We start from the raw sequence: 24968 nt of genomic DNA on the forward strand, positions 1-24968 counted from the left end.
TTACTATTAAAATTATTTGTGAACGGTCGGTTTTCTTTAGTGGCTCGTTTGACAACATTAATTTATATATAATGCTTGCAGCTATAACCAAATTGTTAATAGCATGGTTTTACTCAAAAAATTTTGTCTTCAGTTAGCCTTTTAATTGGCTATTTCCGCTGAAGTGTCTTGCTATGGTAGAAATATAGGCGATATTACGCCAAAGATATAGTGCTGTATAGGGTAACATGACTGCCTAACACGCCATAGTTTGTTTGTTCAATACTAGGTATTTACGAAATGAATATCAACTATCATTTCTCGCAACTAGTTAATTTTTATATGAACAAATAACGGCGCTATCGCTAAGATTTAGCTAAATTTATAGCCTACTTTTTGCATTTCTATAGATTTTGAGCGATATAAACATTTATGGTTAATCACTACCTTTAAATGAATCTGCGCGAAAATATACGGTTGTAATCAATTATATAGACATGCGTACGATATAGCATGCCCTCTTACATACAAGCAACGTATTGTTAATACAGCCTTACTTTCATTGACTGAGTCACCACTGCCCATCAACAATACCGTCTAAAATATCAGTTTTGTGATGCTAGCTTTATAACTGACAGTTTAATGCTGATAACCTTGAATAAAAAACACCACCTAATGAGAGGTGGTGTTTTTTTAACAGCGCTATTATAAAGCTAATTACCAATAAATGGTAGACTAACCTGCTTGATCGATCAGTAAATTGCGCAGATGACCGATGGCTTTGGTTGGATTTAGGCCTTTTGGACATACTGACACGCAGTTCATGATACCGCGGCAACGGAATAAGCTGAACGGATCTTCTAAACGCCCTAGACGAGCACGAATATCAGTATCGCGGCTGTCAGATACAAAACGGTTGGCATTCAATAGTGCTGCTGGACCTAAGAACTTATCAGGGTTCCACCAGAATGATGGGCAGCTGGTTGAACAGCAAGCACATAAAATACACTCATACAAACCGTTCAATTTTTCACGCTGTTCAGGTGACTGCAAACGCTCGGTTGCTGGCGCTGGCTGGTCATTGATTAAGAACGGATGAACTTTTTCGTATTGCTCATAAAATTGGTTCATGTCGACGACCAAATCACGAACCACTGGCAAACCTGGTAATGGACGAACCGTTACTTTTTCAGGCAAGGTGTTCATGTTAATCAGACAAGCTAGACCATTTTTACCATTAATATTCATGCCATCTGAACCGCAAATGCCTTCACGGCACGAGCGACGGAAAGTAAGGGTTTCATCTTCTTTCTTTAGGCGTAATAACACGTCAAGCAACATACGATCTGAGTCCAATAACTCAATCGTATAAGTTTGCATGCGCGGCGCTGCGTCCACATCAGGATCGTAGCGATAGATTTCGATGGTGCGAGTACCTCGGCTCATAATGCTAAACTCCACACATTGGTGATGCGGGCTCACAAGCGTACAGTCTAAAGACTGCTATTTATCAGCGCTATGATTAAACCATAGCGCTGATAAAAGCTTATCGCTGGCGCTCACCTTTTATTAAATAAGGGATAAAACGTTAATTCTATGTATACACAAAGCTGTATGCTCAAAACTACAGGGGCTAGAATTAATAAACGCGAACTTTTGGCTCGACGTAATCGACCGTCAATGGCACTTTACGCACAGGCTTATAGATAATACGATTGCCTTCAGAATACCATAGGGTATGCTTCATCCAATCATTATCGTTACGGCCGTTTGGTGCATAATCATCATCTTCTGGGCGATCATAGTCAGAAACACTGTGCGCGCCGCGGCTTTCATGACGGTTAGCGGCCGATATCATCGTCGCTTTTGCCACTTCATACAAGTTGGCTACTTCAAACGCTTCGATACGCGCAGTATTAAAGACCTGTGATTTATCAGCCAAATGGATTTGGTCGATTTTATCAGCAAGCGCTAGAATCTGCTTAACACCTTCATCCATCATCGCCTGCGTACGGAATACACTGGCATGCTTTTGCATAATGGCGCGAATCTCGTCAGCCACGTCTTGCGCATTGTAGCCTGAAGTTGATTGTTGCAATTTGTCTAAACGGCGCACAGTGAAATCAAGCACATGTGGATCAAGCGGCTTGTAGTTATGGTCAGCATGATGGAATTCATCAACGATATGCTTACCAGCAGCGCGACCAAAGACCAATAAATCAAGTAGCGAGTTGGTACCTAAACGGTTGGCACCATGCACACTAACGCACGCACACTCACCGATTGCATAAAGACCTTTAACGACGTTGCCTTTGGCATATAGACCGTCTTCATCGGTACCCGCTTCTAGATCCGGTACAATCACCTGACCATGAATCGTGGTTGGAATACCGCCCATCATATAGTGAATGGTTGGGATAACTGGAATTGGCTCTTTAGTGATGTCAACGTTGGCAAAGTTTTTACCAATCTCGAATACTGATGGTAAACGCTTCATAATGGTGTCAACACCCAAATGGGTCATATCCATCACGATATGGTCAGCATTTGGACCACAGCCGCGACCTTCTTTGATTTCTTGGTCCATCGAACGTGATACCAAGTCACGTGGTGCCAAGTCTTTCACGGTGGGCGCATAACGCTCCATGAACGCTTCGCCATCTTTATTACGTAAGATAGCGCCTTCACCGCGGCAACCTTCGGTCAATAGTACGCCGGCACCATGAACGCCGGTTGGGTGGAACTGCCAGAATTCCATATCTTGCAATGGAATACCTGCACGAACCGCCATGCCAATACCGTCACCTGTATTGATATAAGCGTTGGTAGAAGCCGCAAAGATACGACCAGCACCACCTGTGGCTAACACAGTAATTGGTGATTGGAATACCGCAACCGTACCGGTTTCTTGCTCAAGCGCGATAACGCCATTGATGTTACCGGCCTCATCTTTGATCAAATCAAGCGCGATCCACTCGATAAAGAACTCTGTACCTTGCTGTAGGTTTTTCTGATAAAGCGTATGCAATAGCGCGTGACCCGTACGGTCAGCAGCAGCGCAAGCACGTTGTACGGCTTTTTCGCCATAGTTTGAGGTATGACCGCCAAATGGACGCTGATAAATGGTGCCATCTTCGTTACGGTCAAACGGCATACCCATGTGCTCAAGCTCATATACTACTTTCGGCGCTTCGCGGCACATGTACTCAATGGCGTCTTGGTCACCTAACCAATCTGACCCTTTCACGGTATCATAAAAGTGAAAGTGCCAGTTGTCATTACTCATGTTACCCAAACTTGCGCCGATACCGCCCTGCGCTGCAACGGTGTGCGAACGGGTTGGGAATACTTTGGTCAAGACTGCAACCTTCATGCCCGCTTCGGCCAAATGCAATGAAGCACGCATACCTGAGCCGCCGCCACCAACGATGACCGCGTCATAGTTCAGGGTTTTAATATTGCTAATGGTATTATCTTGTCTAGTTGCCATTACGGTTTTCCTAATGCCTGTTAATGCTTAGAAGTAAATAAAAAGGCTGATGTCTATGCTGGTTTCTGTCTTATCATGCGGCAATGTCGGCTAATATTTGCGCTCACGCTACTGACAATAATTTCAACCATCAAAATCTGCTATCAATACCTTTTGACCACTTAACTTGCATATCTATCGTTATATTGGGCTTATCTGTTTATTTAACTATCGGTCTAACTGTTATGCAACTGCTTAATAATGCACTGGTATCAGTGATAAGTTAAATTGAGAAATACCCAACGCTATGATTGGCTCTGTCTATTTTGGCTACTAACGGATTTTATTCTCTAAACGCTTTTAAATCAGTAAGGCTATAAATGCGGTTAGATTCATCCGTTATTATTCATCGATATATGGCTGCTAATACTACGCTTATAAATAGCCTATGAATAAATATTTACCGGTATGATAAAAAGTTAAACAGCAACAACACCGAAGCCGTTACCCCAAAAAATCATAATGCCCCAAAATAGGAAGACTAAAATAGCGATAATCATCAATGTTTGTAAAAATAAACGCAGTTTAGGCGCGCTTTCACCCATCTTGCCAGAGGTAATATAGTCGGTAAATACCGTCCACATACCCACCCACGCGTGACCAGCCAATGCCAAAATAGCCAACAAGCTGAACAGACGCATCGGTAAACTGGTCATAAAATCAGACCATTCAATGAAGGTTACATTGCCATGGGTTAAGAAAAAGCCCAGCAACACCACACTGTAAACGGCTAGAATAACCGCACTGATACGTTGGACCATCCAATCACGGGTACCTGAGCTTGTTAGACCGGTGGCGCTTTTGATTCCTGAATCATTTTTTATCATTAGAACATCACCCATACAAATGACGCGACAATTAAAATCGCTGCAATCACTAAGCTGACAACAGACGCCATACGCGCCGATTGTAGCTCTTCATTTTGACCATTATCAGCAAATAAATGCTTCACGCCCATCACGAAGTGATAAGCAATGGCGGCGACGAAAATCCACGCTAAAAAGCGAATAAAGACATTGTCAAACACGGTTTCAAAACTCTCAGGCGATGCCAAAGAATTCTGTAATAACCACAGCATGACTGGGATAAGTAGAAATAAAACAATGCCAGAGATACGATGCAAGATAGAAGCAATTGCAATCGGTGAGCGGTTAACGCTAATCACTTGGCTTAAGGGCAGATTAATAGGTCGGTTGCTTTTCACAGCGGGCATCCTTTTTGCGGTTATACTCCTGTATCAGCTATCAACGCATTATACGAATACTATTTATCAATACTATTCTACAAGCGGCAAGCAACACATGAGATGAATAAAGTAAGGAAGGGCTAGCTGACGTCGTTTCATTTGCGCTAAATATGCAAGGTCGATAAGTCTTATTTATCTGACGTTCAGATAAACTCTATAAATAAAATCTGTGCCCGTAGCGACTGTTTATTTAGTTGCTATTTGGGTAGTTTCCATTTATAAAGTGGTTATAGACTTCCCTATCGCTCACTGAAGTGACAATCCCTTTTTATGACAAATCATTCACACCCTTTATACAAAATAAAGAGGTTACATGGAGTTCATAATATGGGATAAATCGATTAACTATTCTATTTTTACGACGTTGCATCAACAAAAAAGATAACGCCATAATATCATCTGTAGAGTATCATTTTTTATTAAGGCAAACTTCACTGTTGACTATTTAAAAATAGAACAGTTAACAAGAATATTCAAACGATAAGTCGGGATTTAGTCTATCAACCGAACAGTCAATCATCAAAAAGTCTCAATAAAGCTGGGCTTTACCAATAGTTTTATCAGAGCAGCCTATTCATTTGCGCAAAGCTAGTGCCAGTTAAATCCCTCCAATTATAAAATGACTGCGCCATAATTACAAATTTATCCCCTAAATAGTGGTTATCGGTGATTATTTAACAAAAAGCTAGCTATTGGTAAGGCGAATTTATTAGTATTGATATTTCAGAATCAATTTTTGATCCAAATTAATCTGTCGGTTACGCATACTCTGTCTATGCCATGGTGCGTTGCTGCAAATATGACGGACGTTTATCTTGTAATAAAGTCTTAATTATTATAATGTTAATGAGAATCATTACATTATAAGCAACCAGCGGACTTGCTGCTGAATTACCGCTAAATTACTGAATAGACATATTTTGATACAAAGTTTACAGTCGTTTAGCACGACTAACGCACACCTATTACAGACATTGCTGCTAAAAGTCTTTTCAAAACCTCAGTAATAACTGCTAATATAGCCTGCATATTAAATGGGTTAAATTTTTTTGACCGTTTAACTAGTGAAGACGCGAGGGTATGCGTCGATATATTTTTATTCTAACAAGTTACAAACAATGGAGAGCAGTTTATGGCTGACAACAATGCCAAATTAAGCGTAAATGGTAAAGAATACGAATTTCCTATTATTGAAGGTACTTTAGGGCGTCCAGTTATCGATATTGCTGCTCTACAAGATTCAGGCTTTTGGTCTTATGACCCAGGTTTTAAAGTAACCGCTCCTGTTGAATCTAAGATTACTTACATTGATGGCGGTAAAGGTGAGTTATTACACCGTGGCTACCCTATCGACCAGTTAGCAAACAATGCTGAATACTTAGAAGTGGCGTATGCACTGATTCATGGTGATCTACCAAATGCTGAGCAAAAAGCAGATTTCTATGAAAAGGTTCGTAAACATACGGGTGTTCATGACCAATTACGTAAATTCTTTGAAGGTTTCCGCCGTGACGCGCATCCAATGGCGATTATGGTTGGTGTCGTTGGTGCTTTATCCGCGTTTTATCATGACAACTTAGACGTCAGCAACGAAGCACACCGTGAAATCACCGCTATCCGTCTAATCGCTAAAATGCCAACGCTTGCAGCGATGAGTTATAAATACTCGCAAGGCGAACCGTTCATGTATCCACGTAATGATTTTAATTACGCAGAAAACTTCTTATACATGATGTTCGCAACCCCTGCTGATGTTGACTACAAAACCAATGACGTGATTACTCGCGCGATGGACAAAATCTTTACTTTGCATGCTGACCACGAGCAAAACGCTTCAACGTCTACTGTACGTCTAGCAGGCTCTACTGGTGCCAACCCTTATGCGTGTATCGCTGCCGGTATCGCCGCCCTTTGGGGTCCATCACATGGCGGCGCTAACGAAGCTGTCCTTGAGATGCTAGATGAAATTGGTTCGGTAGAAAACGTTCCTGAATTTATGGAAAAAGTGAAAAGCCGTGAAGTAAAACTGATGGGCTTTGGTCACCGTGTTTACAAAAACTTTGACCCACGCGCACAAGTAATGAAAGAGACTTGCGATGAAGTACTAGGTGCATTGGGTATCAATGATCCTAAGCTTGAGCTTGCGATGGCGCTTGAGAAAATCGCTTTAGAAGACCCGTACTTCGTTGAGCGTAACTTGTATCCAAACGTTGATTTTTATTCTGGCATTATCTTAAAAGCCATCGGTATCCCAACGTCAATGTTTACCGTTATCTTCTCACTCGCGCGTACTTCTGGTTGGATCAGCCATTGGTTAGAAATGCACAGCGCACCGTTCAAAATCGGTCGCCCTCGTCAGTTATATACTGGTGAAACGCATCGCGACTTCGTTAAAGTTGAAGATCGTAAATAGTCAGCTATTGTTATTAGCAGCATAAAAAATCCCGCTACTTGAGCGGGATTTTTTATGGTCTAAATTCAATAAAGAAATAAAAAGTCACACTTTATTGAAACTCTTTTAAGGTCTGCTCATATTTGGCAATTTGCTCGTCATAACCTTGGATGGTTTCATTAAATTTTGCCATCAGTCTCTCAAACTCTTGCTGCTGATTGAGTTTCATCTGCTGCATATCCATCACTTGTTGGGCTTCTATCTGCTCCCAAACCTGATGCTGAATAATCAAACGCGCCAGCGCCGGACTTTTTGCACTCAATCGACCAGCGATTTCTGCATGTTCAAATAACTGCGGCGTCAAGGTGGCAATGTTAATCAAGGTATCAACCTCTTCTGCACTAAGCGGCGTAGTCACAGGTTGATAAAGCGCCTCTATCGCTTGCTGATAACTGTCTATAATCTGCTCATCTGTTAACATCACAGGTTTGCGCGGCTCAAGGCTAATACGCTTAAGCACCGTTAAATCGCGCTCGCCCACTTCGGTACTGGTATTAATATCAGTGTCCGTAGTCGCATCAGCGTCAACCTCAGAGTCATTGCTAACGTCTGACTCACTATTGTTATTGTTCGTAGCAGCAGCTGAATCCGTAATAGTTGGTTTTGCTATTTGCTCAGAATCGGTAGTATTTGCAACTGGATTAGCAGTATTAGATGGCTTAGCATTGTCTACTGACGCAGCAGAGGTATTATCTGGCAACAAATCATTGCCACTATCTGAGGCATCTGCCGCTTGTAGCGATTCATATTCGGCTTGTAGACGCTGCTGTAAACTTTTTGCTTGTGCAAGATACAAGGGTTGAAATTGCTCTATGCGCGCAGCAGCGGAGTCACTTTTGCGCATCGGCTGACTGTCCTCTACGCTGGTTTTCTCTTTGGGTTGACTACTATCGGCTACTGGCGCTTCTGCTTGCTGCTGACAGCCACTTAATAACAAAACCCCAGTCATGGCGGCTACTAGCAATGAGCGCGTACGCGGCGGCGTCATCGCTTTATTTAGCGACCTTGTATTTATACAGGTATGATGAGTCTGACCATCAGGCTTTACGAGCAAATTTTTAAACATCCGAGTTCTCATCCTTATTAAAAGCAGTGCGCTTATATGCTGAGGCTACTAGCTATTTTATTTTGTCTGTATGTTTAGCAGCTTGTTATTATTATAAAAAGGTTCAGTCATCATATAAATATTATAGGATAAAAGAAAGATTAAACTTTAAATGTCTCATGAGTTTTATGTTCGTCGCGAGTTTTATTCTAGTCATGGCTTTTATCGATTTTTTGTGTCGCTAAAAATGGAATACAGCTTTCAAAACCCTGACAATCGCGACCATGCTGCCGACTGATAAAATAATCTTGTACCATGCGTGCTTGCTGCTCAATACCATAGTTGAAAAAAGGTTTGCCAGCGGCAAGTACATAATCATAGCGACGATCAATCATAGCGCCGCGCACGACTTTAAGACCTTGCTGCAATTGCCAAACGTGGGTCAATTCATGGATAAGCCAGCTTTGCTTAGCCAAGGAACACTGACTAAAATCTATGACCCAGTCGGCCGGGTGAAAATAAATATTACCATTGGGACTGACAGCGTAATTTTTTAGTACCCAGCAGGCAGTTTTTAGCTGAACTTGCTCAAGCCGGATACTATCGCCGAACACCGAACGAGCCAGTGCCATCTCTCCAGTAGTCAGCTGACGTGAACGCTGCTTGGTAGCTTTAAGAGGCCTAGCACGAAGATACTCAGCGCGTTTAAATAAACGCTTGAAAGCAGATAGCGACAGCATGAATATCTTACCTTGTATTGGTTGCTCGTTTTATATTTGATAATTTGTCATAACATGATTGGTCATAACTGATAAACCATTAATAAGGTCGAAATCGCGTAAAACAAAGCCTTTAAGACATAAGCTGTACACTTAGCTGACTTTTATTAACGTAAATCTGCGTTAGCCTAGCTATAGTCACAACAATACAAAAAAACAGTCGTTTAATTGATAATAGAGATTTTTATGCCACCCAATTTTCATGCCGATACGCCCCTTGCTCAGCGCATGCGCCCAAAGACGCTCGACGCTATTATTGGACAAGAGCACCTGTTAGCAGCAGGCGCACCGTTACGGCGCTTGGTTGAGCAAGGGCACCTGCCGTCGATTATTTTGCATGGCGAAGCAGGCATTGGGAAGACCACCATCGCGATGCTATTGGCTGATGCGGTTGGCCGACCTTTTCATGCGTTATCGGCGTTAAATACGGGCGTAAAGCAATTACGTGAGGTTTTAGATACCAAGGATTCACTAAGCTTTGAATCGCCGGTGGTATTTATCGACGAGATTCACCGTTTTAATAAAGCGCAGCAAGATGCGTTACTTGGCGCGGTAGAGTCAGGTGATATTACGTTAATTGGGGCGACGACTGAAAACCCGTCGTTTAGTGTGAATAACGCCCTGCTATCGCGCTGCCAAGTTTATCGTCTAGAGCCGCTGACACCTGAGCAAATCAGCGCCGTATTGCAGCGCGCGCTATTAGAAGACAATATTCTTAAAAATCTAAAAGTTGATTTGCAGGCGCAACAGACGATTAGCCAGTTGGCACACGGTGATGCCAGAAAAGCGCTCAATCTATTAGAGCTTGCCATTCAAACGGCGGACGCTAAAGAATCGCCATTAATTATCAATGATGAATTGGTCGCTCGGGTCGCTCAGACGGCACTGGTACGCTACGATAAAGATGGCGAGCAGCATTACGATATTATCTCGGCCATGATAAAATCTGTACGCGGCTCCGACCCAGATGCGGCGCTATATTGGATGGCGCGAATGCTGGTTGGCGGTGAGCCTGCTGATTTTATCGCACGGCGCTTGGTGATTTTAGCCAGCGAAGATATTGGTAATGCCAACCCAAACGCCCTACTCCTTGCCGATGCTGCACTGCGTAGCGTACAGTCTATCGGCATGCCAGAAGCGCGCATTATCTTAGGGCAAGTGGTGGTTTATCTGGCGACCAGCGCCAAAAGTAACAGCACTTATAAAGCCATCAATGCGGCAATGGCCTTGGCAGAAAAAGACGCCTCGCCTGTGCCGCTGCATTTGCGTAATGGCGTGACCAAATTGATGCGCAATCAGGGCTATGGTGAAGGTTATGTATATCCGCACAATTATCCCAATCATTATTATCCGCAAAGCTATCTGCCGGACAATTTAATCGGGACAAGTTTTTATGAATTTGCTGACAATCAGCGCGAGCAGCACAGCAGGAATTTTATGGACTGGCTAAAGGGTCAAGCGGCTAGTAATGAATAACAGCATATTTGCATGCATCATTGATAATACTTATCGCTATTTTTAGGCTATTAATGGACATATTGGCAAGATGACGCAGCACGGTAGGGTGAAAAGCGTTAAAATGGCCTCATAATGATATATACAAGTCGATTGAGCACAGCATTATATTGCTGTTATTTAGAGGGCTATTCTATTATTAAGCCACGCCATGCTTTATCTCAGCGCTTGACGCCCTCTGCTGCTACAATAGACAAATAATAATTTAACCTTCTTATTAAACCCATCTATACATAATAAAATATTGAGACTTCCTATGAGTTTAAATACGATTCCTGAGATTATCGAAGACATTCGTGCTGGTAAAATGGTCATCTTAATGGATGACGAAGATCGCGAAAACGAAGGCGATATCATTATGGCCGCGACCCACGTGCGCCCTGATGATATCAACTTTATGATTACCCACGCTCGTGGTTTGGTTTGCTTAACCTTATCAGAAGCGCGCTGCCAACAGCTGGCATTGCCACTGATGTCAGACCGCAACGAGGCAAAGTTTAGCACCAACTTTACCGTTTCTATTGAAGCGGCTGAAGGCGTCACAACCGGTATTTCTGCTGCCGACCGTGCGCGTACCATTCAAGCAGCAGTGTCTTCTTCAGCAAAACCAGAAGATATCGTCCAGCCTGGGCATATTTTCCCAATCATGGCACAAAATGGCGGCGTCCTGCACCGTGCCGGTCATACCGAAGCAGGTTGTGATTTGGCCCGCCTAGCAGGGTTGGAGCCAGCAGCCGTTATCGTTGAGATCATTAAAGACGATGGCACGATGGCGCGCCGTGATGACCTTGAGATATTTGCCAAAGAGCATGGTCTTAAAATCGGCACGATTGCCGATTTGATTAACTACCGCATTGCCAATGAGCAAACGGTCGAAGAAGTTGAATCCCATCCGTTTGAGACCGAATACGGTACCTTTACCTTGCATCGCTTCCGCGAGTTTGGTGCAGACGAAACTCATTTAGCTTTGGTAAAAGGTGATGTCAGCGAAGGCGTCAGTACCGTTCGTGTACATGGCTTCCATCCTTTACGTGACTTGTTTGCGGCGAAAAATGACACCACTGGTCGTAGCGGCTGGAGCGTACGCTCAGCACTAGAAGAAATAAACAATTCAGAGCGCGGCGTGTTGGTTTGGATCGGCAATCATCAGCCGATTGACTTGGGAGAGGCGCTGGATAAAGCGGCTGAAAATCAGTCCATGTCTACCATCGCTCAGCAGCCTTATCGCAGTATCGGGGTTGGCGCACAGATTTTACGTCATTTAGGCGTGCGTGATATGCGCTTACTGTCTTCACCGATGAAGTTTTATGCGCTGTCAGGTTTTGATTTAAATGTAGTTGACTTTATTCATGCGCCTAAGCAAAAATAAAGCCTAGAAATTAAAAAGCACAACAACATAACAAAGGCACGCTAATAGTATTTAGCGTGCCTTTTTTTATTTTGATCATTTATTAATAGATGCTCTTTTAACAGCACCATTTTATTGTTATTAAAGACTTAGTAAATTAGCCGATTTTTTAAAATTCGGGCGTATGATTAAATTTTGCCTCTAGTGCCAATAAACGCTCACGCTCCTCATTGCTCCACGGCAATTTATCTTTACCATCACTGTCTAAACGGACGATAACGGCATCAGCGGTCGCGACAATCGCTTCTTGAGCGCAGCTATAATAGCTATATTCCATGACAATACTGGTATTACCCAAACGCTGGCAACGCACGCCTAATAATAACGTATCGGGATAGGTCACCGGGCGTAAATACTGACAGCTCGATTGCGCCAATACCGTCACCATACTGCCATCAAACATACCGAGCGCTTGCAGGTAACCAATCCGTGCTGACTCCGCATAACGATAATAGACCACGTTATTTAGATGATTAAAGGCATCCATCTCGCCCCAATGGATCGGCTGCTGATGAATGATTGGATAATGCGCTAGCTCGCTAGGACGGTTGTCATCTACGCCATTATTATTTACGTTTGGGTGTTGTTCAAAATCACTCATCACTGCATTTCTCTTATTTTTTTATAGAATTTCAAAAACGACCATTAACGCTTAGGCTTATCTAAAATTTGCGTGGTCAATAATGGCGTTGGCTGCGGCGCCGTGGCAATCAGTCGATCTAACCAGTCGACAACTTCTGCGATATTATGAGGGGCAGATTTGGTTTGACCTTTATCTTTAGAAGTTGCGTTGCTCGTTGTTTGAGCGTTTTTATTATTGGTAGCGGATTTTGACGCAGACGTATCTACTAAGGTTTGTAGCTGTTTACGTGCTTGCCGCAGATAGCCAATCAGCTGATCTTTTTCACGCATATTGCTTGCTTGACTGGCAAGGTTTAAAGTCATAATCACTTCATGAATGATAAGCTCTTTACGGGTTATGCCGACATCGTTAGCGCTAGTATAAGACGCGTTAGTTGTAAGAGCAGGACGCTGATAACTGTGTAAAAACGCTTGGATATTTTGAATGGCTAAGTTTTGTAACTGCCAAGGACTCGGCTGCGAGCTTCTTGCTTGCAAGCGTTCAATGTCTTTCATCAAACTTTGCTTGATCACCACGGTAAGCGCAGGCGCAATCTCATTACTACTTTGAGACAGTTGCCAATGCAGACCGCGCAACAAGTCAATCGCCGCACTCTCATTATTATCCGCCAACAATCTATCAGCCGCCTGTATCTGAATGCGCAATAAATCGAGCTGGTTTTGCGCTTGGCTACTAGCGGCGACGCGCGGCTCTGGCAGCGTCTGCTGACTCATCGCAAAGATGCGATCGTCCATCTCATTTAGGCGGCTGACGACTTGCTCATTACTTTGCAAGCGCTCATTTATACTGCGCTCAAAGCGCTGCTGACTAATAAACAACCACAGCAGAGCAGCAATAAGCAATAATATGACCAGCCATTGCAAACGTACCAAAAACATATTTGCTTGCCGGCGCTGCTGAATAGCAGAAGGCTCCTTAGCTAACGATTCAGAATTCATGGACATAAGGCAGCACCGTTGGTGAGTAATTCTTTCAGCAAATATAAAATAAAAGGCTTGAGAAAAGGAAGTGTTTTTTAACTGCAATCGACTAGCGGTGTATGGATTGCCGCAACAATGGTTTCGGGCGCCAAATCTTCCACGCGCCAATAACTTAAATCCTGACCAGCAACCATATTGGCTAAGCGCTCGCCTAGTACGACATAAGAAAAATCATTGACCAGCAGCGGCGCACGGTTTGATTTTTCTGCATTGGCTTTTTGCGCTGCCACTTCTGTAACAATCGCTTGCCAATGCTCAAACGCTGTGCCACTACTGACAATCACGATGGGTCTGGGCTGCTCAGACTTTTGGCTAAGATACTGGGCGTACCATTCTTTATACTGCGCCATAGCATCATTGGGCATTTTGCGCTCATACCAAGCGATGCTATCGATATGGACGCCGCGCGCCTGTAAAGTATTGACCAATAAACGCCGCCCGCCAAGCCCGCGCCATACCAACAGCTTATCACCAGCCTGCAAGCTGTCAATTTCTGGCATCGCTAACATACCTTCATTATTAGCAATCAGAGGTTGCAATACTTGATAATTCGCCGCATCGAGTTTGGCGTCATTTAATACTGCTGCAGTCGCCTCTCCTACCGCTATTAGATGGCTTGGCGCTGTTAAACCTTTAAAACTAACGTCTTTTTGCGCGCTATTATTTACCTCGGCCAATGGAGCTTGGCGCTCATGCTCAAGCGCCTGCCAAACAGCTAAGCCAGAAGCTGCCGCTGTTGGACTTACAATAACGAGCACTTGATAGTCACCGGCAAACCATTGGCGCATCAAAACCATGTCTTGCTCGGTCGTTGGACGCGCCTCTAAGGCCAACATCGGTATATCAACTACTGAAAATCCTGCCGCTTGCAAATGATTGGTCAGCGGCGCCGCACGCTCCACTGGACGCGTATTGATGACCACTGGCGGCAGCGATGCTGGCTTATTAATGGTTTGGTTTGAAGCAGTAGACTCAGAGGATGACCAAGACATAAACATACCGTGACAGAAGTTTTGGAAAGTGAGCTTACGCATACAGTCATTGCAGCGACTTTATGCGTAACTGGCTAGCGACATTTTATTGTTATGCCACTTAAAGGTGATTTATTTTAAGCTTTATTTAGATTGATAAATCGCTGATAAAATATCACCCGCACCAATGGCTAATAGCATCTCAGCCACATCAATACCTAACTGATTGGCTTGCGCTTCTTGTTCAACTTGGCTACCAGTTAAGGTCAAACGTTTATCAGCTTTGAGTAGCTCGCTACCGTCTTCTTGACCGACGCGGCCGCGTAGCCATAATACATTACCATTGTCGTTATTACCGTTTTGGCCATTGTTTTTGCTACTGCTATCGTCGGCGCTATCAGCCATTTGTAACACAGCATAAGCGGCAATCGGTACTTGGCAGCCGCCCTGTAAATGACGGTTTAACGCACGCTCAGCGATAAGACGGATACGAGCTTTGTCATCATTTAACGGTGCCAGCAGTTTTAACACTTCGTCATCACCTTCGCGGCATTCAATCGCAAGTGCCCCTTGCCCAACGGCTGGTAAGCAAATATCAATATCCAACTCACTACGAATACGCTCGTCATGCTCGATACGCTGTAAACCACTGGTTGCTAAGATAATAGCATCATACTCGCCGGCATCAAGCTTACCTAAGCGCGTACCAACGTTGCCGCGCAGGGTTTTGATTTGTAAATCGGGACGATAGGCTTTGATTTGACATTGACGACGCAAACTTGCGGTGCCAACCACTGCGCCTTGCGGCAACTCATCGATATTATGATAAGTGTTCGATACAAAGGCATCGGTTGGCGAAGCGCGTTTACAATAAACACCAAGCGTCAAGCCTTCTGGTAATTCCATCGGCACGTCTTTTAAAGAATGTACCGCGATATCTGCCTGTTTATCATATAACGCCTGCTCGAGCTCTTTAACGAACAAACCCTTACCACCAATTTTAGCCAGCGGCGTATCCAAAATCTTATCGCCTTTGGTGACAATTTTTAGCAGGTTAATGGTTAGCTCAGGATACAGCGCCAGTAAGCGGTCACGAATATGCTCCGCTTGCCATAATGCCAATGGACTTTGGCGGGTGGCAATATTTAAGGTAGTCAAAGCAGGTTGCTGCATGGTGCTCATAAAAGGCCTCAATAGATTCGATATAAAATCGCGTTGCTGAATAACAGTTACTTAACGACAATTGCTCAACAACGGTCGCTCAACAACGAAGGATTCAGTATCTTTACAATAATGCGAATGTAGCATTCAATATAAACGTTAAATGTCTTTAAACTGAATGCTACAAAAAAATACCCCTATTTAAGCATAAATAAGGGTTTGATGATATGGCAGGATTATTTCAACAGATTACTGCGCTTGCTGCTTAGTGCTTTCTAGGATGGTTTACCTGTAGACAGTTTGCCGCTACATATTCTGAATTTTTTCACGTAATGCTGGTAGGTGGCGGCGACTGACTGCTAAAGTTTCATCAATACCTTTAAAGTGCAGCTGAAATTGTCCGGCATCGAGTGTTTCTAAAAAATCTAGATATTTAATATTGATAATGGCGTTGCGATGGACGCGAAACAATTTGCCTTCAAATTCTTGCTCAAGCTCTTTTAACGTATCATCAATGAGTACAATGCCGTCTTTGTGGCGTACTTTGACGTACTTTTGATCGGCGGTAAAATAATAGATGTCTTTGAGTTCAATCAGCTCTACACCGCGATGGGTACGCGCGACGATATGTTCGCGCACTGGGCGCGCGGTTGGATTCTCAAGTTTGCGAATCTCGTTTAATTGCGCGGCATTTAAGTTAGTGGCTTTTTTTAGCGCTTCTAATAATTCATCTTTATTGGCAGGTTTTAACAGATAACCGATGGCATTGGCTTTGAGCGCCGCGATGGCATAATGGTCATACGCCGTGACAAAGATAATGGCGGGTGGATGGTTTAACGTTGCAAGCTCTTGCGCGCACTCGACGCCATCCATCTCTGGCATGCGAATGTCGAGCAATATAATGTCTGGTTGCTCAGATTTTACGGCGATAATTGCCTCAATGCCGGTTTTAGCTTGGGCAACCACCTCATGACCTGACTCTTTAACTATTCTAACCAAACGCTCGCGAGCTAAGGGCTCATCATCACAAACAACAATCCGCATCCAAACTCCTTTATAAGTGCCTACTTATAAATCTTTTAAAGTATTAATAATCTATCAATCTTTAACACTCATCCCTTAGTAAGAATGCAACTCCCTACTTAAGTTATAAACCAACTGCCGCACTTGTGCAAGCCACGAATCTAACTTTGCCGTTTAAATGCTTTAGCGGTACATAACAGCTTGACGGTGCAATAAATATGCCACGATAAATGCTTTGTAATAAATGACTGACGCTTACAATTTAGAGAATAGATCTTTAGGGAAAACGTTTTAAAAAGGAAGAAAGAAAGGATTATAAACTGACATCTTGCAACGGATAGCTAATATTAGTAAGAATTTGTTTATTCGTTATACTGCTTTGAATGTCGGCACTTTGACCAAAATAGGCGCGCAGACGTTGCGCCTGAATCATAAAATCCATTTGTTGGCGTAAGTCATGGTTAATCAACAAGGTTTTTTTCGGCAGCTGCACGCTAATGGTAATGTCGACCCGATGCTGCAACCAAGTGACTTTTATATCAATATAAATGGTCTCGGTGGTCATCCTAATGACGTTCACCAGCATTTTTTCAATCACGCTTTGTAAGGTTAACGCGGTAATCACCATGTCATACATGACGTCTTCTTTTGGCAATTGCCAGTTTACTACCAATTTATCTGCCAAGCGAATGGATTCAATGGCCAAGTAATGCTCACACAGGGCAATCTCTTCTTCAAAGCTGATCTCACGCGCGCCATTAAAACTGGCACGAAAGAGCGCTGAGACGTGCTGCAATAAAACAGCGGCGCGCTGCGGGTCAGACTCAATCAGCGACATCAAAGTATTGATGGTATTAAAAAAGAAATGCGGCGCTAGGCGAGCTTTTAACACATCATTTTGGGCGCTCAATTTTTGCTCAAATGAGTGCTTTAGTGCATTTAGCTCACGATAACGCCGTAAAAAAAACAGCAAGGCGGCAATGGTAAATCCGGCGGCTATCACCGTATTAAATACAATGATTGAGATAAAGTCCGCCAAGTTATAGTTAAACCAGCCAGCGTTTATCATAATTAGCAAGGCCAACGCGACGGTCACCGCCGTGGCAGTGGTCAAAATGAGTAAAACATACATACTGACGGTTGTTACGCGTAAGCCTTTAAAAACTGGACGTAAATAATCGATGAGATAAAAAGATGGTATCAAGGCCAAGCTGGTTTGGATAAATCTTGCCATAAACTTGATGATAAACTGCGTTTCATTGACCACGCTATGACGGTCGACGATTGCCACAAATAGCGACCAAAAAAAGATTGCCAGCAGCCATTGCCAAGGCTTCATCATCTCCATGAGCTTGGGCATAAAAAACTCTAAGCGCTCCGCTAGTAAGGCAACCTCATCATTTGCTATACTTGAGTTCTTATTCTCTTGACTTGTCTTGAACTGATATGAACGCCAACTCTTCAAATAGTATTAATCCTAATTCAAATAAAAATTCATCTACTCCTGATTCTAGCATAGATGCCTCTATAACCAACACTCCTGCGCCGCAAAGCGCTACAGGTGGTCAAGGTCAGCAGATGTGGGGCGGGCGCTTTAGTGAAGCGACTGATAGCTTCGTTGCCGCCTTTACCGCTTCTGTCGGCTTTGACCAACGCTTTGCTCGTCACGATATCCACGGCTCAATTGCCCATGCAACCATGCTGAAAGAATGCGGCATTTTAAGTGCTGATGAGGTTGCAACTATTATCGATGGTTTACAGCAAGTGCTGCGCGAGATTGAAGCCGGCGAGTTTAACTGGTCGATTGCGCTTGAAGACGTGCACATGAACGTCGAATCGCGCTTGACGGATATCGTCGGTGCGGTTGGCAAAAAACTGCATACTGGCCGTAGCCGTAACGATCAGGTTGCGACCGATATTCGTCTATGGTTGCGTGAAGAAACCGACAATATCATCGCGCTACTGGTACGTTTGCAAAGCGGTTTACTAGATTTAGCTGAGCAGCATACCGATACCATCATGCCGGGCTTTACCCATCTGCAAACCGCGCAGCCAGTCAGCTTTGGTCATCATGTAATGGCATGGTTTGAGATGCTCTACCGCGATACCGAGCGTCTGGTCGATGCCCGTCGCCGTATCAATCAGATGCCGCTTGGTAGCGCTGCCCTTGCTGGCACGACCTTTCCAATCGATCGTACCATCACTGCTAAATTGCTAGGTTTTGACGGTATTTGCCAAAACTCTTTAGACGCGGTTTCAGACCGTGATTTTGCCATTGAGTTTACCTCGGCAGCTTCTATTTTGATGATGCATATGTCGCGTATGAGCGAAGAGATTATCCTATGGATGTCAGCGCAATTTAACTTTGTGCAAATCCCTGATCGCTTTTGTACTGGCTCATCTATCATGCCGCAAAAGAAAAATCCTGACGTGCCAGAGTTGGTTCGCGGTAAAGCAGCACGGGTTTTTGGTCAATTGATGACATTATTAAGCCTGATGAAAAGCCAGCCACTTGCCTATAATAAAGACAACCAAGAAGACAAAGAGCCGCTATTTGATTGCGTCGATACTTTGACGGGTTCGCTACTCGCCTTTGCCGATATGCTACCGAATATTACTCCGAATAAGGAAAACATGCGCGCTGCCACCATGAAAGGCTATGCAACTGCGACCGATTTGGCAGATTATTTGGTTCGCCGCGGCGTTGCTTTCCGTGATGCCCATGAAGTGGTCGGTCATGCCGTCGCTTTAGGTATTCGCGAGGGCGTTGATTTGAGCGATTTGTCATTGGCGCAGTTACAGCAGTTTAGCGACGCGATTGGCGATGATGTTTTCGACTATCTAACGCTAGAAGGCTCATTGGCCGCTCGTGACCACTTAGGTGGCACCGCGCCAAATCAAGTCAAACAGGCGGTGGTTAATGGACGTGCGCGCCTAAAATCGTTTGCTTGAAAGCCTTTTTTAAAGCTGAAGCTAGCAATAAAACTGTGCTTTAAAACCAGCGCTTTTCTCTAACACCCGCCATTGTGCGGGTGTTTTTTTGTCATGCCTGATTTTGCCAGCACTGGATATAGTCAAGGAATTTTAAAATCGCTACAAGGCGATCTACCGCAGATAGTACACTGAGTACATCTAGGGCGAGCAACACCGTAGCGGTTTAAAAGTACGCCGACTATAGATTTGATGTTACCTTCTCTACACCTGATACGCTTTGCTAAATCGTGCAAGCGCGTTATGATAGATTACCAATATTCGACACGATAATTTAATACCCCTAATTAATGAGGATTGCCTGATGACTGAGACTTTTAATCCACAAGCCAATACCGTATTTTGCCGCAAATATAAGCAGGAATTGCCAAAAATGCCGCATCCGCCATTTCCTAATAAAAAAGGTCAAGAGCTACAAGAAACCGTTTCTGACAAAGCTTGGAAAGAATGGCTTGAGCAGCAAACCATGCTGATTAACGAAAACCATCTCAGCATGATGGACCCTGAAGCCAAAAAGTTCTTAACTGAGCAACGCGAGAAGTTTTTGGACAATGAAGACTACGAGCGCGCGCAAGGTTGGACACCAGAAAAATAATACGCACGGTGATTTTATTAATTAAAAAGAATGTCATTAATTGAAAAGCTGTCATTGATTAAAAGACAGTGATTACATTAATAACAGCAAGATTGCCTCTCTACTAACAAACGGCAAATGACTAGGCATCATCCCTATAGTTTGTTAGTATGAGACTGATTTACAACACTGACAGACTCGGGGTGCGGTGTATGACAAGCTTAGTTTAAGCTATTTCATACATTCGCTGAGAGATCACCCGCCGAACCTGATGCGGTTAGTACCGACGCAGGGAAGTCTTAAGACTATGTTTTATATACAAAGGGCGCGCAGAAATGCCTTTTTATTATTGCTCATACTTTATATGCTAGCGTTTTTACGCGGCCATGAGGCAAACAATAAAAAGCGGCGCCTACCAATCATTTAACATGGCATTAGATTAATTTTCAATGAAAGTTGAATTTAATAATAGTGCACGTGTTTGATGATTGAATTTGTCTATCTTGCATCGTCTTGTCCCGCAGCTACTGGCGGTGTTGCTTTTATTCAAAAACCAACACGCTAGGACAGCATATGACTACTTCAGATTTACAAACAGCCCAAACCCCTTCGACCCCTGTTACTAAAACTGTCGAAAAAAAAGCCGACGCCCTCAAAACGCCTGCTCACCGTACCGCAAATGATGCACGTTTTGAAGAAGACGCCCGCGACTTACACCGCATCTTACCCGCTTCTAAAAAAGTCTATATCGGGGGCTCACGTCCTGACATTCAAGTACCGATGCGCGAGATCACCCTTGACCCTACCCCCATACAAGGGGCAAGCGAGTCCGAATGGGAACAAAATCCACCGTTTTACGTCTATGATACCTCAGGCGTTTATACCGATCCCAATGTCGAGATCGATTTGACCCGTGGTTTGCCCAAATTGCGTGAAGGCTGGATAGCTGAGCGCGGTGATACTGAGCAATTAAGCGGTTTATCTAGCTCATACGGACAAGCGCGCGCCCGCGATATCAGTACCGCTAATTTAAGATTTGCGCATATCGATAAACCACGTCGCGCCTTAGCAGGAAAGAACGTCACGCAAATGCATTACGCGCGTCGCGGTATTATCACGCCTGAAATGGAATATATCGCCATTCGTGAAACGCAAAAGCAGCACGAATCGACCGATATGCGCCAACATGACGGCGAAAGCTTTGGTGCCAACACGCCAAAAATCATCACCCCTGAATTTGTCCGTGATGAAGTTGCCGCTGGTCGCGCCATTATCCCCAACAACATCAATCACCCTGAATCTGAGCCGATGATTATCGGCCGTAACTTCTTGGTGAAAATTAATGCCAATATCGGCAATTCAGCGCTCGGCTCATCTATCGACGAAGAAGTATCAAAAATGACCTGGGCAACGCGCTGGGGCGCCGATACTATTATGGATTTATCGACGGGCAATCATATCCATGAAACCCGTGAATGGTTGATTCGTAACTCGCCAGTGCCTATTGGTACCGTACCGATTTATCAAGCGTTAGAGAAAGTCGATGGCGTTGCCGAAGATTTAACGTGGGAGATATTCCGCGATACGCTCATTGAGCAAGCCGAACAAGGCGTTGATTACTTTACCATTCACGCCGGCGTACTATTACGTTATGTACCGCTAACCGCCAATCGCTTGACGGGCATCGTCTCGCGTGGCGGCTCTATCATGGCGCAATGGTGCCTTGCCCATCATAAAGAGAGCTTTTTATATACCCATTTTGAAGACATCTGCGAGATTATGAAGCAGTATGATGTGGCATTTAGCTTAGGCGATGGCTTACGTCCGGGGTGTTTGCAAGATGCCAATGATGAAGCGCAATTTGGTGAGCTGCGAACCCTTGGCGAGCTGACGCAAATCGCATGGAAGCATGATATTCAGGTGATGATTGAAGGCCCCGGGCATGTTGCGATGAACCGTATTAAAGAAAATATGGACTTGCAGCTTGAGCTATGTAGCGACGCGCCTTTTTATACTTTAGGGCCATTAACCACTGATATTGCGCCTGGTTATGACCATATCACCAGTGCCATTGGCGCGGCAATGATTGGCTGGTTTGGCACAGCGATGCTCTGTTATGTGACGCCAAAGGAGCATCTCGGTTTGCCCAATAAAAAAGACGTCAAGGACGGTATCATCACTTATAAAATCGCCGCTCATGCTGCCGACCTTGCTAAAGGCCATCCGGGCGCACAAGCACGTGATAATGCCTTGTCCAAAGCGCGTTTTGAGTTCCGCTGGGATGATCAGTTTAATCTGGCGCTCGATCCTGATACGGCGCGTGAATATCATGACGAAACCTTGCCAAAAGACGCCCACAAGTCGGCGCACTTTTGCTCGATGTGCGGACCGAAGTTTTGCTCGATGAAAATCACTCAAAACGTGCGCGAGTATGCTAAAGGTTTAGATGCAAAAGAAAACGGCGTTCAGGCTACTAGTGCGATGAGCCGCGCTGATATTGAAAAAGGCATGGACGAGATGACGCAAAAATATCATACCGAGGGTCGCCAGTTGTATAAAGAGGTTTAAGCGATTAACGTTAATCCTTAATTCACAAAAAAGCGCTACTCATAAGTAGCGCTTTTTATTGCAAACAGTTTTATCTTTATAGTAGATTAAATCTTTGATGCTTCGTAAATCTCTTTAATAGAAGTATTAATCGTATCCGCAAACTCTGCGTCGCTTTGTTGCTTATTTAAGCCTTCGGTAAAAGCACGCGAGAAGCTCGCAATCATACCGGGATTTTTCTTCAATTTTTCACAGGCGTCATGACGACTGTAACCGCCTGATAGCGCAACGACTTTTAGCACTTTTGGATGATCAATCAGCTCTTGATAAAATCCGTCTTCTTCAGGCAAAGTCAGTTTTAGCATCACTTGATGATCATCGTCTAAAAACTCAAGATTGTGCAAAATACTGGTTTTAAGGATGATTTCGCAGTCATGCTTTTTGCTACTGTTGATATCCACTTCTGGCTCAACGATCGGCATAAAACCTTTAGAAAGAATTTGTTTTGCGACATCAAACTGCTGCTGGACGACAAGCTCGATACCATCGACACTTGGCTCATAAATGACTGAGCGCATCTTGGTGCCAAATACCGGATAATTTTTTGCCTTATCCAACAACAAGTCTAGATTTGGCATCGGACGCATCACCTGTACGCCGTTCATGTGTTCAGCCAAACCTTTATCTACCTTTAAAAAAGGTACGATATTTTTATCTTCCCACAGGTAATTGGCGGTCGGTTTGCCATTAACCTCGCGCTCCATGGTATCTTCAAATAAAATCGCCCCGAGTACACGCCCATTATCAAAGGCATCACAAGTCATGATACGGGTGCGCATTTCATGCACCAAATCAAACATCGCTTCATCATTGTCATAAGCATCGCCGCTGACGCCATAGTTCTCTAATGCTTTTGGCGTGCTGCCACCACTTTGATCAAGCGCGGCGATAAATCCTGAGCCATTTTTTATATGCTGTAGTTGTTTTTCGTATTCCATTGAATGGGTATCCTATCCTAATTAATAAGGGTCAAACGTTATTATAATAAGTCAATCAGCCCTCAATAGTATGAGCCTGACTGTCAGTTACCTTATCATAGGACATGCCACCTGCCTATTGTTGATAAGTTAAAATTTTGCCCATTTCACAGTGGCGAGATTAAAGCAAAAACAATACTGACACACACCCAATCGCCAGTAATAAACCGACGATATTGATACGATTGAGGCGCTCTTTAAATACCCCAACCCCTATCAAGGTTGCCACCGCAATCACGCCGACGTTCATGCCTGTAAAGACGATACTTGGCGACTCAGACAATACTTGATGGGCGCGTACATAAGCATAGATATTGCCCATATTGAGCGCGCCAAGTAATAATCCTGCGCTAAGGGCATTGCCCTGCCAACGCACGCGCGTGCTAAGCAGGTAAACGAGTAGCAGCAAACCTGCCAGCCCAAAGGTCACAAATAAAGTTAAAGGAAACGCCGCGCCTTGCTTGGCAACTTGTTTGAACAAAATATCAATCACGCCGTAACCGAGCCAAACGCCAAATAACCAAAGTGGCGTCTGCTTTGCTTGGCTATTTATAAGCCCGTGCTGCGGACGATAAACCAAAGCAGCGAGTGCTAAAAATCCTAACAACAGACCAAATATGCGCGTACCCGTTAATACTTCACCAAATAATAAAAAAGCAGCAACGATAGGAATGATCAGTGATAAACGCTGGGCGGCATCGGTTGCTACCACCCCGACCGATTCAATCGCCCGCCCAAGAATAACAAACACTGCTGGCAACAAGATACCAAGCGCAATAATGATACCCCAAGCATTTCCAAGTGCGCCGATACTACTAACATCTGGTTTTAATAACAGCCAAGTTAATAAAAATGCCACGGGATATCCCGCCACGATGGTTTGGCGAATATCGATATTTTTTTGGCGTAATATTTTTAAAAGTACGGAAACAGCGACGCTACAGAGCACCGCTATCGTTAAATACATCATCAACTTTATCCTTGTTAAGTCGCAACTTTGCGCGTTTATTATTCGTAGGAGTAAAAGAATACTCATTCATTAGCCGATTTTTCGATTATTAAAACGTATAAATAAAAGGAAGCAACAA

20 protein-coding genes and 1 riboswitch are annotated in these 24968 nt (G+C 43.9%); of the genes, 6 read left to right on the forward strand and 14 right to left on the reverse strand.

The features are described from left to right. Window positions 1-714: 714 nt before the first annotated feature. The 4 genes from A7325_RS10175 to sdhC all read right to left on the reverse strand — a co-directional run bounded on the left by A7325_RS10175 (window position 715) and on the right by sdhC (window position 4721). Window positions 715-1425 carry a succinate dehydrogenase iron-sulfur subunit gene (locus tag A7325_RS10175; protein ID WP_068407835.1) on the reverse strand — a complete coding sequence of 237 codons (711 nt, stop codon included), beginning with the start codon at window positions 1423-1425 and terminating at the stop codon, window positions 715-717. A gap of 193 nt (window positions 1426-1618) precedes the next feature. Continuing rightward, window positions 1619-3469: a succinate dehydrogenase flavoprotein subunit gene (gene sdhA / locus A7325_RS10180; protein ID WP_068407838.1), complete on the reverse strand. Its 1851-nt coding sequence runs from the start codon at window positions 3467-3469 to the stop codon at window positions 1619-1621. 458 nt (window positions 3470-3927) lie between these two features. Next, the gene (sdhD, locus tag A7325_RS10185) at window positions 3928-4332 is read right to left on the reverse strand and encodes a succinate dehydrogenase, hydrophobic membrane anchor protein (protein WP_102077800.1); all 405 of its coding nucleotides are present in this window, start codon (window positions 4330-4332) and stop codon (window positions 3928-3930) included. Between the two features lie 2 nt (window positions 4333-4334). Beyond that, window positions 4335-4721, reverse strand: a complete 387-nt coding sequence (sdhC, locus tag A7325_RS10190; protein ID WP_082894375.1) for a succinate dehydrogenase, cytochrome b556 subunit — start codon at window positions 4719-4721, stop codon at window positions 4335-4337. A 1165-nt stretch (window positions 4722-5886) separates the two neighbouring features. Between sdhC and gltA the strand changes: the two genes are divergently transcribed. Beyond that, complete coding sequence (gene gltA / locus A7325_RS10195) at window positions 5887-7167, forward strand: citrate synthase (RefSeq protein ID WP_068407841.1); 1281 nt, start codon at window positions 5887-5889, stop codon at window positions 7165-7167. Between the two features lie 91 nt (window positions 7168-7258). Here gltA and A7325_RS10200 read toward each other — a convergent pair whose 3' ends face one another. Together A7325_RS10200 and A7325_RS10205 are read right to left on the reverse strand one after the other, a co-directional pair. After that, complete coding sequence (locus A7325_RS10200) at window positions 7259-8272, reverse strand: hypothetical protein (protein WP_068407842.1); 1014 nt, start codon at window positions 8270-8272, stop codon at window positions 7259-7261. A gap of 188 nt (window positions 8273-8460) precedes the next feature. Beyond that, window positions 8461-8988, reverse strand: coding sequence for a type IV secretion protein Rhs (locus A7325_RS10205; RefSeq protein ID WP_376779293.1), 528 nt, complete (start codon window positions 8986-8988; stop codon window positions 8461-8463). A 228-nt stretch (window positions 8989-9216) separates the two neighbouring features. On the opposite strand from A7325_RS10205, the gene A7325_RS10210 reads away from it, so the two are divergent. Further along, window positions 9217-10506, forward strand: a complete 1290-nt coding sequence (locus tag A7325_RS10210) for a replication-associated recombination protein A (protein WP_068407843.1) — start codon at window positions 9217-9219, stop codon at window positions 10504-10506. 295 nt (window positions 10507-10801) lie between these two features. Then, window positions 10802-11914: a bifunctional 3,4-dihydroxy-2-butanone-4-phosphate synthase/GTP cyclohydrolase II gene (ribBA, locus tag A7325_RS10215; RefSeq protein ID WP_068407844.1), complete on the forward strand. Its 1113-nt coding sequence runs from the start codon at window positions 10802-10804 to the stop codon at window positions 11912-11914. Window positions 11915-12062: 148 nt separating this feature from the next. Here ribBA and A7325_RS10220 read toward each other — a convergent pair whose 3' ends face one another. From A7325_RS10220 to A7325_RS10245, 6 genes are all read right to left on the reverse strand, one after another. Continuing rightward, on the reverse strand, window positions 12063-12554 hold the full coding sequence (locus A7325_RS10220) for an acyl-CoA thioesterase (RefSeq protein ID WP_068407846.1): 492 nt from the start codon (window positions 12552-12554) through the stop codon (window positions 12063-12065). Window positions 12555-12598: 44 nt separating this feature from the next. Next, on the reverse strand, window positions 12599-13540 hold the full coding sequence (locus A7325_RS10225; protein WP_068407849.1) for a hypothetical protein: 942 nt from the start codon (window positions 13538-13540) through the stop codon (window positions 12599-12601). A 71-nt stretch (window positions 13541-13611) separates the two neighbouring features. After that, complete coding sequence (locus A7325_RS10230) at window positions 13612-14568, reverse strand: uroporphyrinogen-III synthase (RefSeq protein ID WP_068407948.1); 957 nt, start codon at window positions 14566-14568, stop codon at window positions 13612-13614. A gap of 123 nt (window positions 14569-14691) precedes the next feature. After that, on the reverse strand, window positions 14692-15729 hold the full coding sequence (hemC, locus tag A7325_RS10235) for a hydroxymethylbilane synthase (RefSeq protein WP_068407852.1): 1038 nt from the start codon (window positions 15727-15729) through the stop codon (window positions 14692-14694). A gap of 285 nt (window positions 15730-16014) precedes the next feature. After that, on the reverse strand, window positions 16015-16752 hold the full coding sequence (locus A7325_RS10240) for a LytR/AlgR family response regulator transcription factor (protein ID WP_068407854.1): 738 nt from the start codon (window positions 16750-16752) through the stop codon (window positions 16015-16017). 292 nt (window positions 16753-17044) lie between these two features. Continuing rightward, on the reverse strand, window positions 17045-18091 hold the full coding sequence (locus A7325_RS10245) for a sensor histidine kinase (RefSeq protein WP_227514996.1): 1047 nt from the start codon (window positions 18089-18091) through the stop codon (window positions 17045-17047). A gap of 218 nt (window positions 18092-18309) precedes the next feature. Between A7325_RS10245 and argH the strand changes: the two genes are divergently transcribed. From argH to thiC, 3 genes are all read left to right on the forward strand, one after another. Next, the gene (gene argH / locus A7325_RS10250) at window positions 18310-19683 is read left to right on the forward strand and encodes an argininosuccinate lyase (RefSeq protein ID WP_068407950.1); all 1374 of its coding nucleotides are present in this window, start codon (window positions 18310-18312) and stop codon (window positions 19681-19683) included. A gap of 343 nt (window positions 19684-20026) precedes the next feature. Further along, window positions 20027-20317: an oxidative damage protection protein gene (locus A7325_RS10255; protein WP_068407860.1), complete on the forward strand. Its 291-nt coding sequence runs from the start codon at window positions 20027-20029 to the stop codon at window positions 20315-20317. Between the two features lie 168 nt (window positions 20318-20485). Next, window positions 20486-20608, forward strand: a riboswitch (TPP riboswitch). 261 nt (window positions 20609-20869) lie between these two features. Next, window positions 20870-22864, forward strand: coding sequence for a phosphomethylpyrimidine synthase ThiC (thiC, locus tag A7325_RS10260; RefSeq protein ID WP_068407863.1), 1995 nt, complete (start codon window positions 20870-20872; stop codon window positions 22862-22864). A gap of 86 nt (window positions 22865-22950) precedes the next feature. On the opposite strand, the gene A7325_RS10265 is transcribed toward thiC, so the two are convergent. After that, window positions 22951-23841, reverse strand: a complete 891-nt coding sequence (locus tag A7325_RS10265) for a fructose bisphosphate aldolase (protein ID WP_068407866.1) — start codon at window positions 23839-23841, stop codon at window positions 22951-22953. A gap of 160 nt (window positions 23842-24001) precedes the next feature. Further along, window positions 24002-24850 carry a hypothetical protein gene (locus A7325_RS10270; RefSeq protein ID WP_068407873.1) on the reverse strand — a complete coding sequence of 283 codons (849 nt, stop codon included), beginning with the start codon at window positions 24848-24850 and terminating at the stop codon, window positions 24002-24004. Window positions 24851-24968: the final 118 nt, after the last annotated feature.

Source organism: Psychrobacter sp. SHUES1, assembly GCF_001652315.1.
Lineage (GTDB): Bacteria > Pseudomonadota > Gammaproteobacteria > Pseudomonadales > Moraxellaceae > Psychrobacter > Psychrobacter faecalis.

What these genes read in the sequence shown, in the direction of transcription:
- A7325_RS10245 (WP_227514996.1), bottom strand. Translation starts at nt 18,091, where the DNA reads ATGCCCAAGCTCATGGAGATGATGAAGCCTTGGCAATGGCTGCTGGCA.
- sdhC (WP_082894375.1), bottom strand. Translation starts at nt 4,721, where the DNA reads ATGCCCGCTGTGAAAAGCAACCGACCTATTAATCTGCCCTTAAGCCAA.
- A7325_RS10230 (WP_068407948.1), bottom strand. Translation starts at nt 14,568, where the DNA reads ATGTCTTGGTCATCCTCTGAGTCTACTGCTTCAAACCAAACCATTAAT.
- A7325_RS10220 (WP_068407846.1), bottom strand. Translation starts at nt 12,554, where the DNA reads ATGAGTGATTTTGAACAACACCCAAACGTAAATAATAATGGCGTAGAT.
- A7325_RS10240 (WP_068407854.1), bottom strand. Translation starts at nt 16,752, where the DNA reads ATGCGGATTGTTGTTTGTGATGATGAGCCCTTAGCTCGCGAGCGTTTG.
- hemC (WP_068407852.1), bottom strand. Translation starts at nt 15,729, where the DNA reads ATGAGCACCATGCAGCAACCTGCTTTGACTACCTTAAATATTGCCACC.
- A7325_RS10265 (WP_068407866.1), bottom strand. Translation starts at nt 23,841, where the DNA reads ATGGAATACGAAAAACAACTACAGCATATAAAAAATGGCTCAGGATTT.
- argH (WP_068407950.1), top strand. Translation starts at nt 18,310, where the DNA reads ATGTGGGGCGGGCGCTTTAGTGAAGCGACTGATAGCTTCGTTGCCGCC.
- A7325_RS10200 (WP_068407842.1), bottom strand. Translation starts at nt 8,272, where the DNA reads ATGTTTAAAAATTTGCTCGTAAAGCCTGATGGTCAGACTCATCATACC.
- A7325_RS10210 (WP_068407843.1), top strand. Translation starts at nt 9,217, where the DNA reads ATGCCACCCAATTTTCATGCCGATACGCCCCTTGCTCAGCGCATGCGC.
- gltA (WP_068407841.1), top strand. Translation starts at nt 5,887, where the DNA reads ATGGCTGACAACAATGCCAAATTAAGCGTAAATGGTAAAGAATACGAA.
- A7325_RS10270 (WP_068407873.1), bottom strand. Translation starts at nt 24,850, where the DNA reads ATGATGTATTTAACGATAGCGGTGCTCTGTAGCGTCGCTGTTTCCGTA.
- thiC (WP_068407863.1), top strand. Translation starts at nt 20,870, where the DNA reads ATGACTACTTCAGATTTACAAACAGCCCAAACCCCTTCGACCCCTGTT.
- sdhA (WP_068407838.1), bottom strand. Translation starts at nt 3,469, where the DNA reads ATGGCAACTAGACAAGATAATACCATTAGCAATATTAAAACCCTGAAC.
- ribBA (WP_068407844.1), top strand. Translation starts at nt 10,802, where the DNA reads ATGAGTTTAAATACGATTCCTGAGATTATCGAAGACATTCGTGCTGGT.
- A7325_RS10255 (WP_068407860.1), top strand. Translation starts at nt 20,027, where the DNA reads ATGACTGAGACTTTTAATCCACAAGCCAATACCGTATTTTGCCGCAAA.
- A7325_RS10225 (WP_068407849.1), bottom strand. Translation starts at nt 13,540, where the DNA reads ATGTCCATGAATTCTGAATCGTTAGCTAAGGAGCCTTCTGCTATTCAG.
- A7325_RS10175 (WP_068407835.1), bottom strand. Translation starts at nt 1,425, where the DNA reads ATGAGCCGAGGTACTCGCACCATCGAAATCTATCGCTACGATCCTGAT.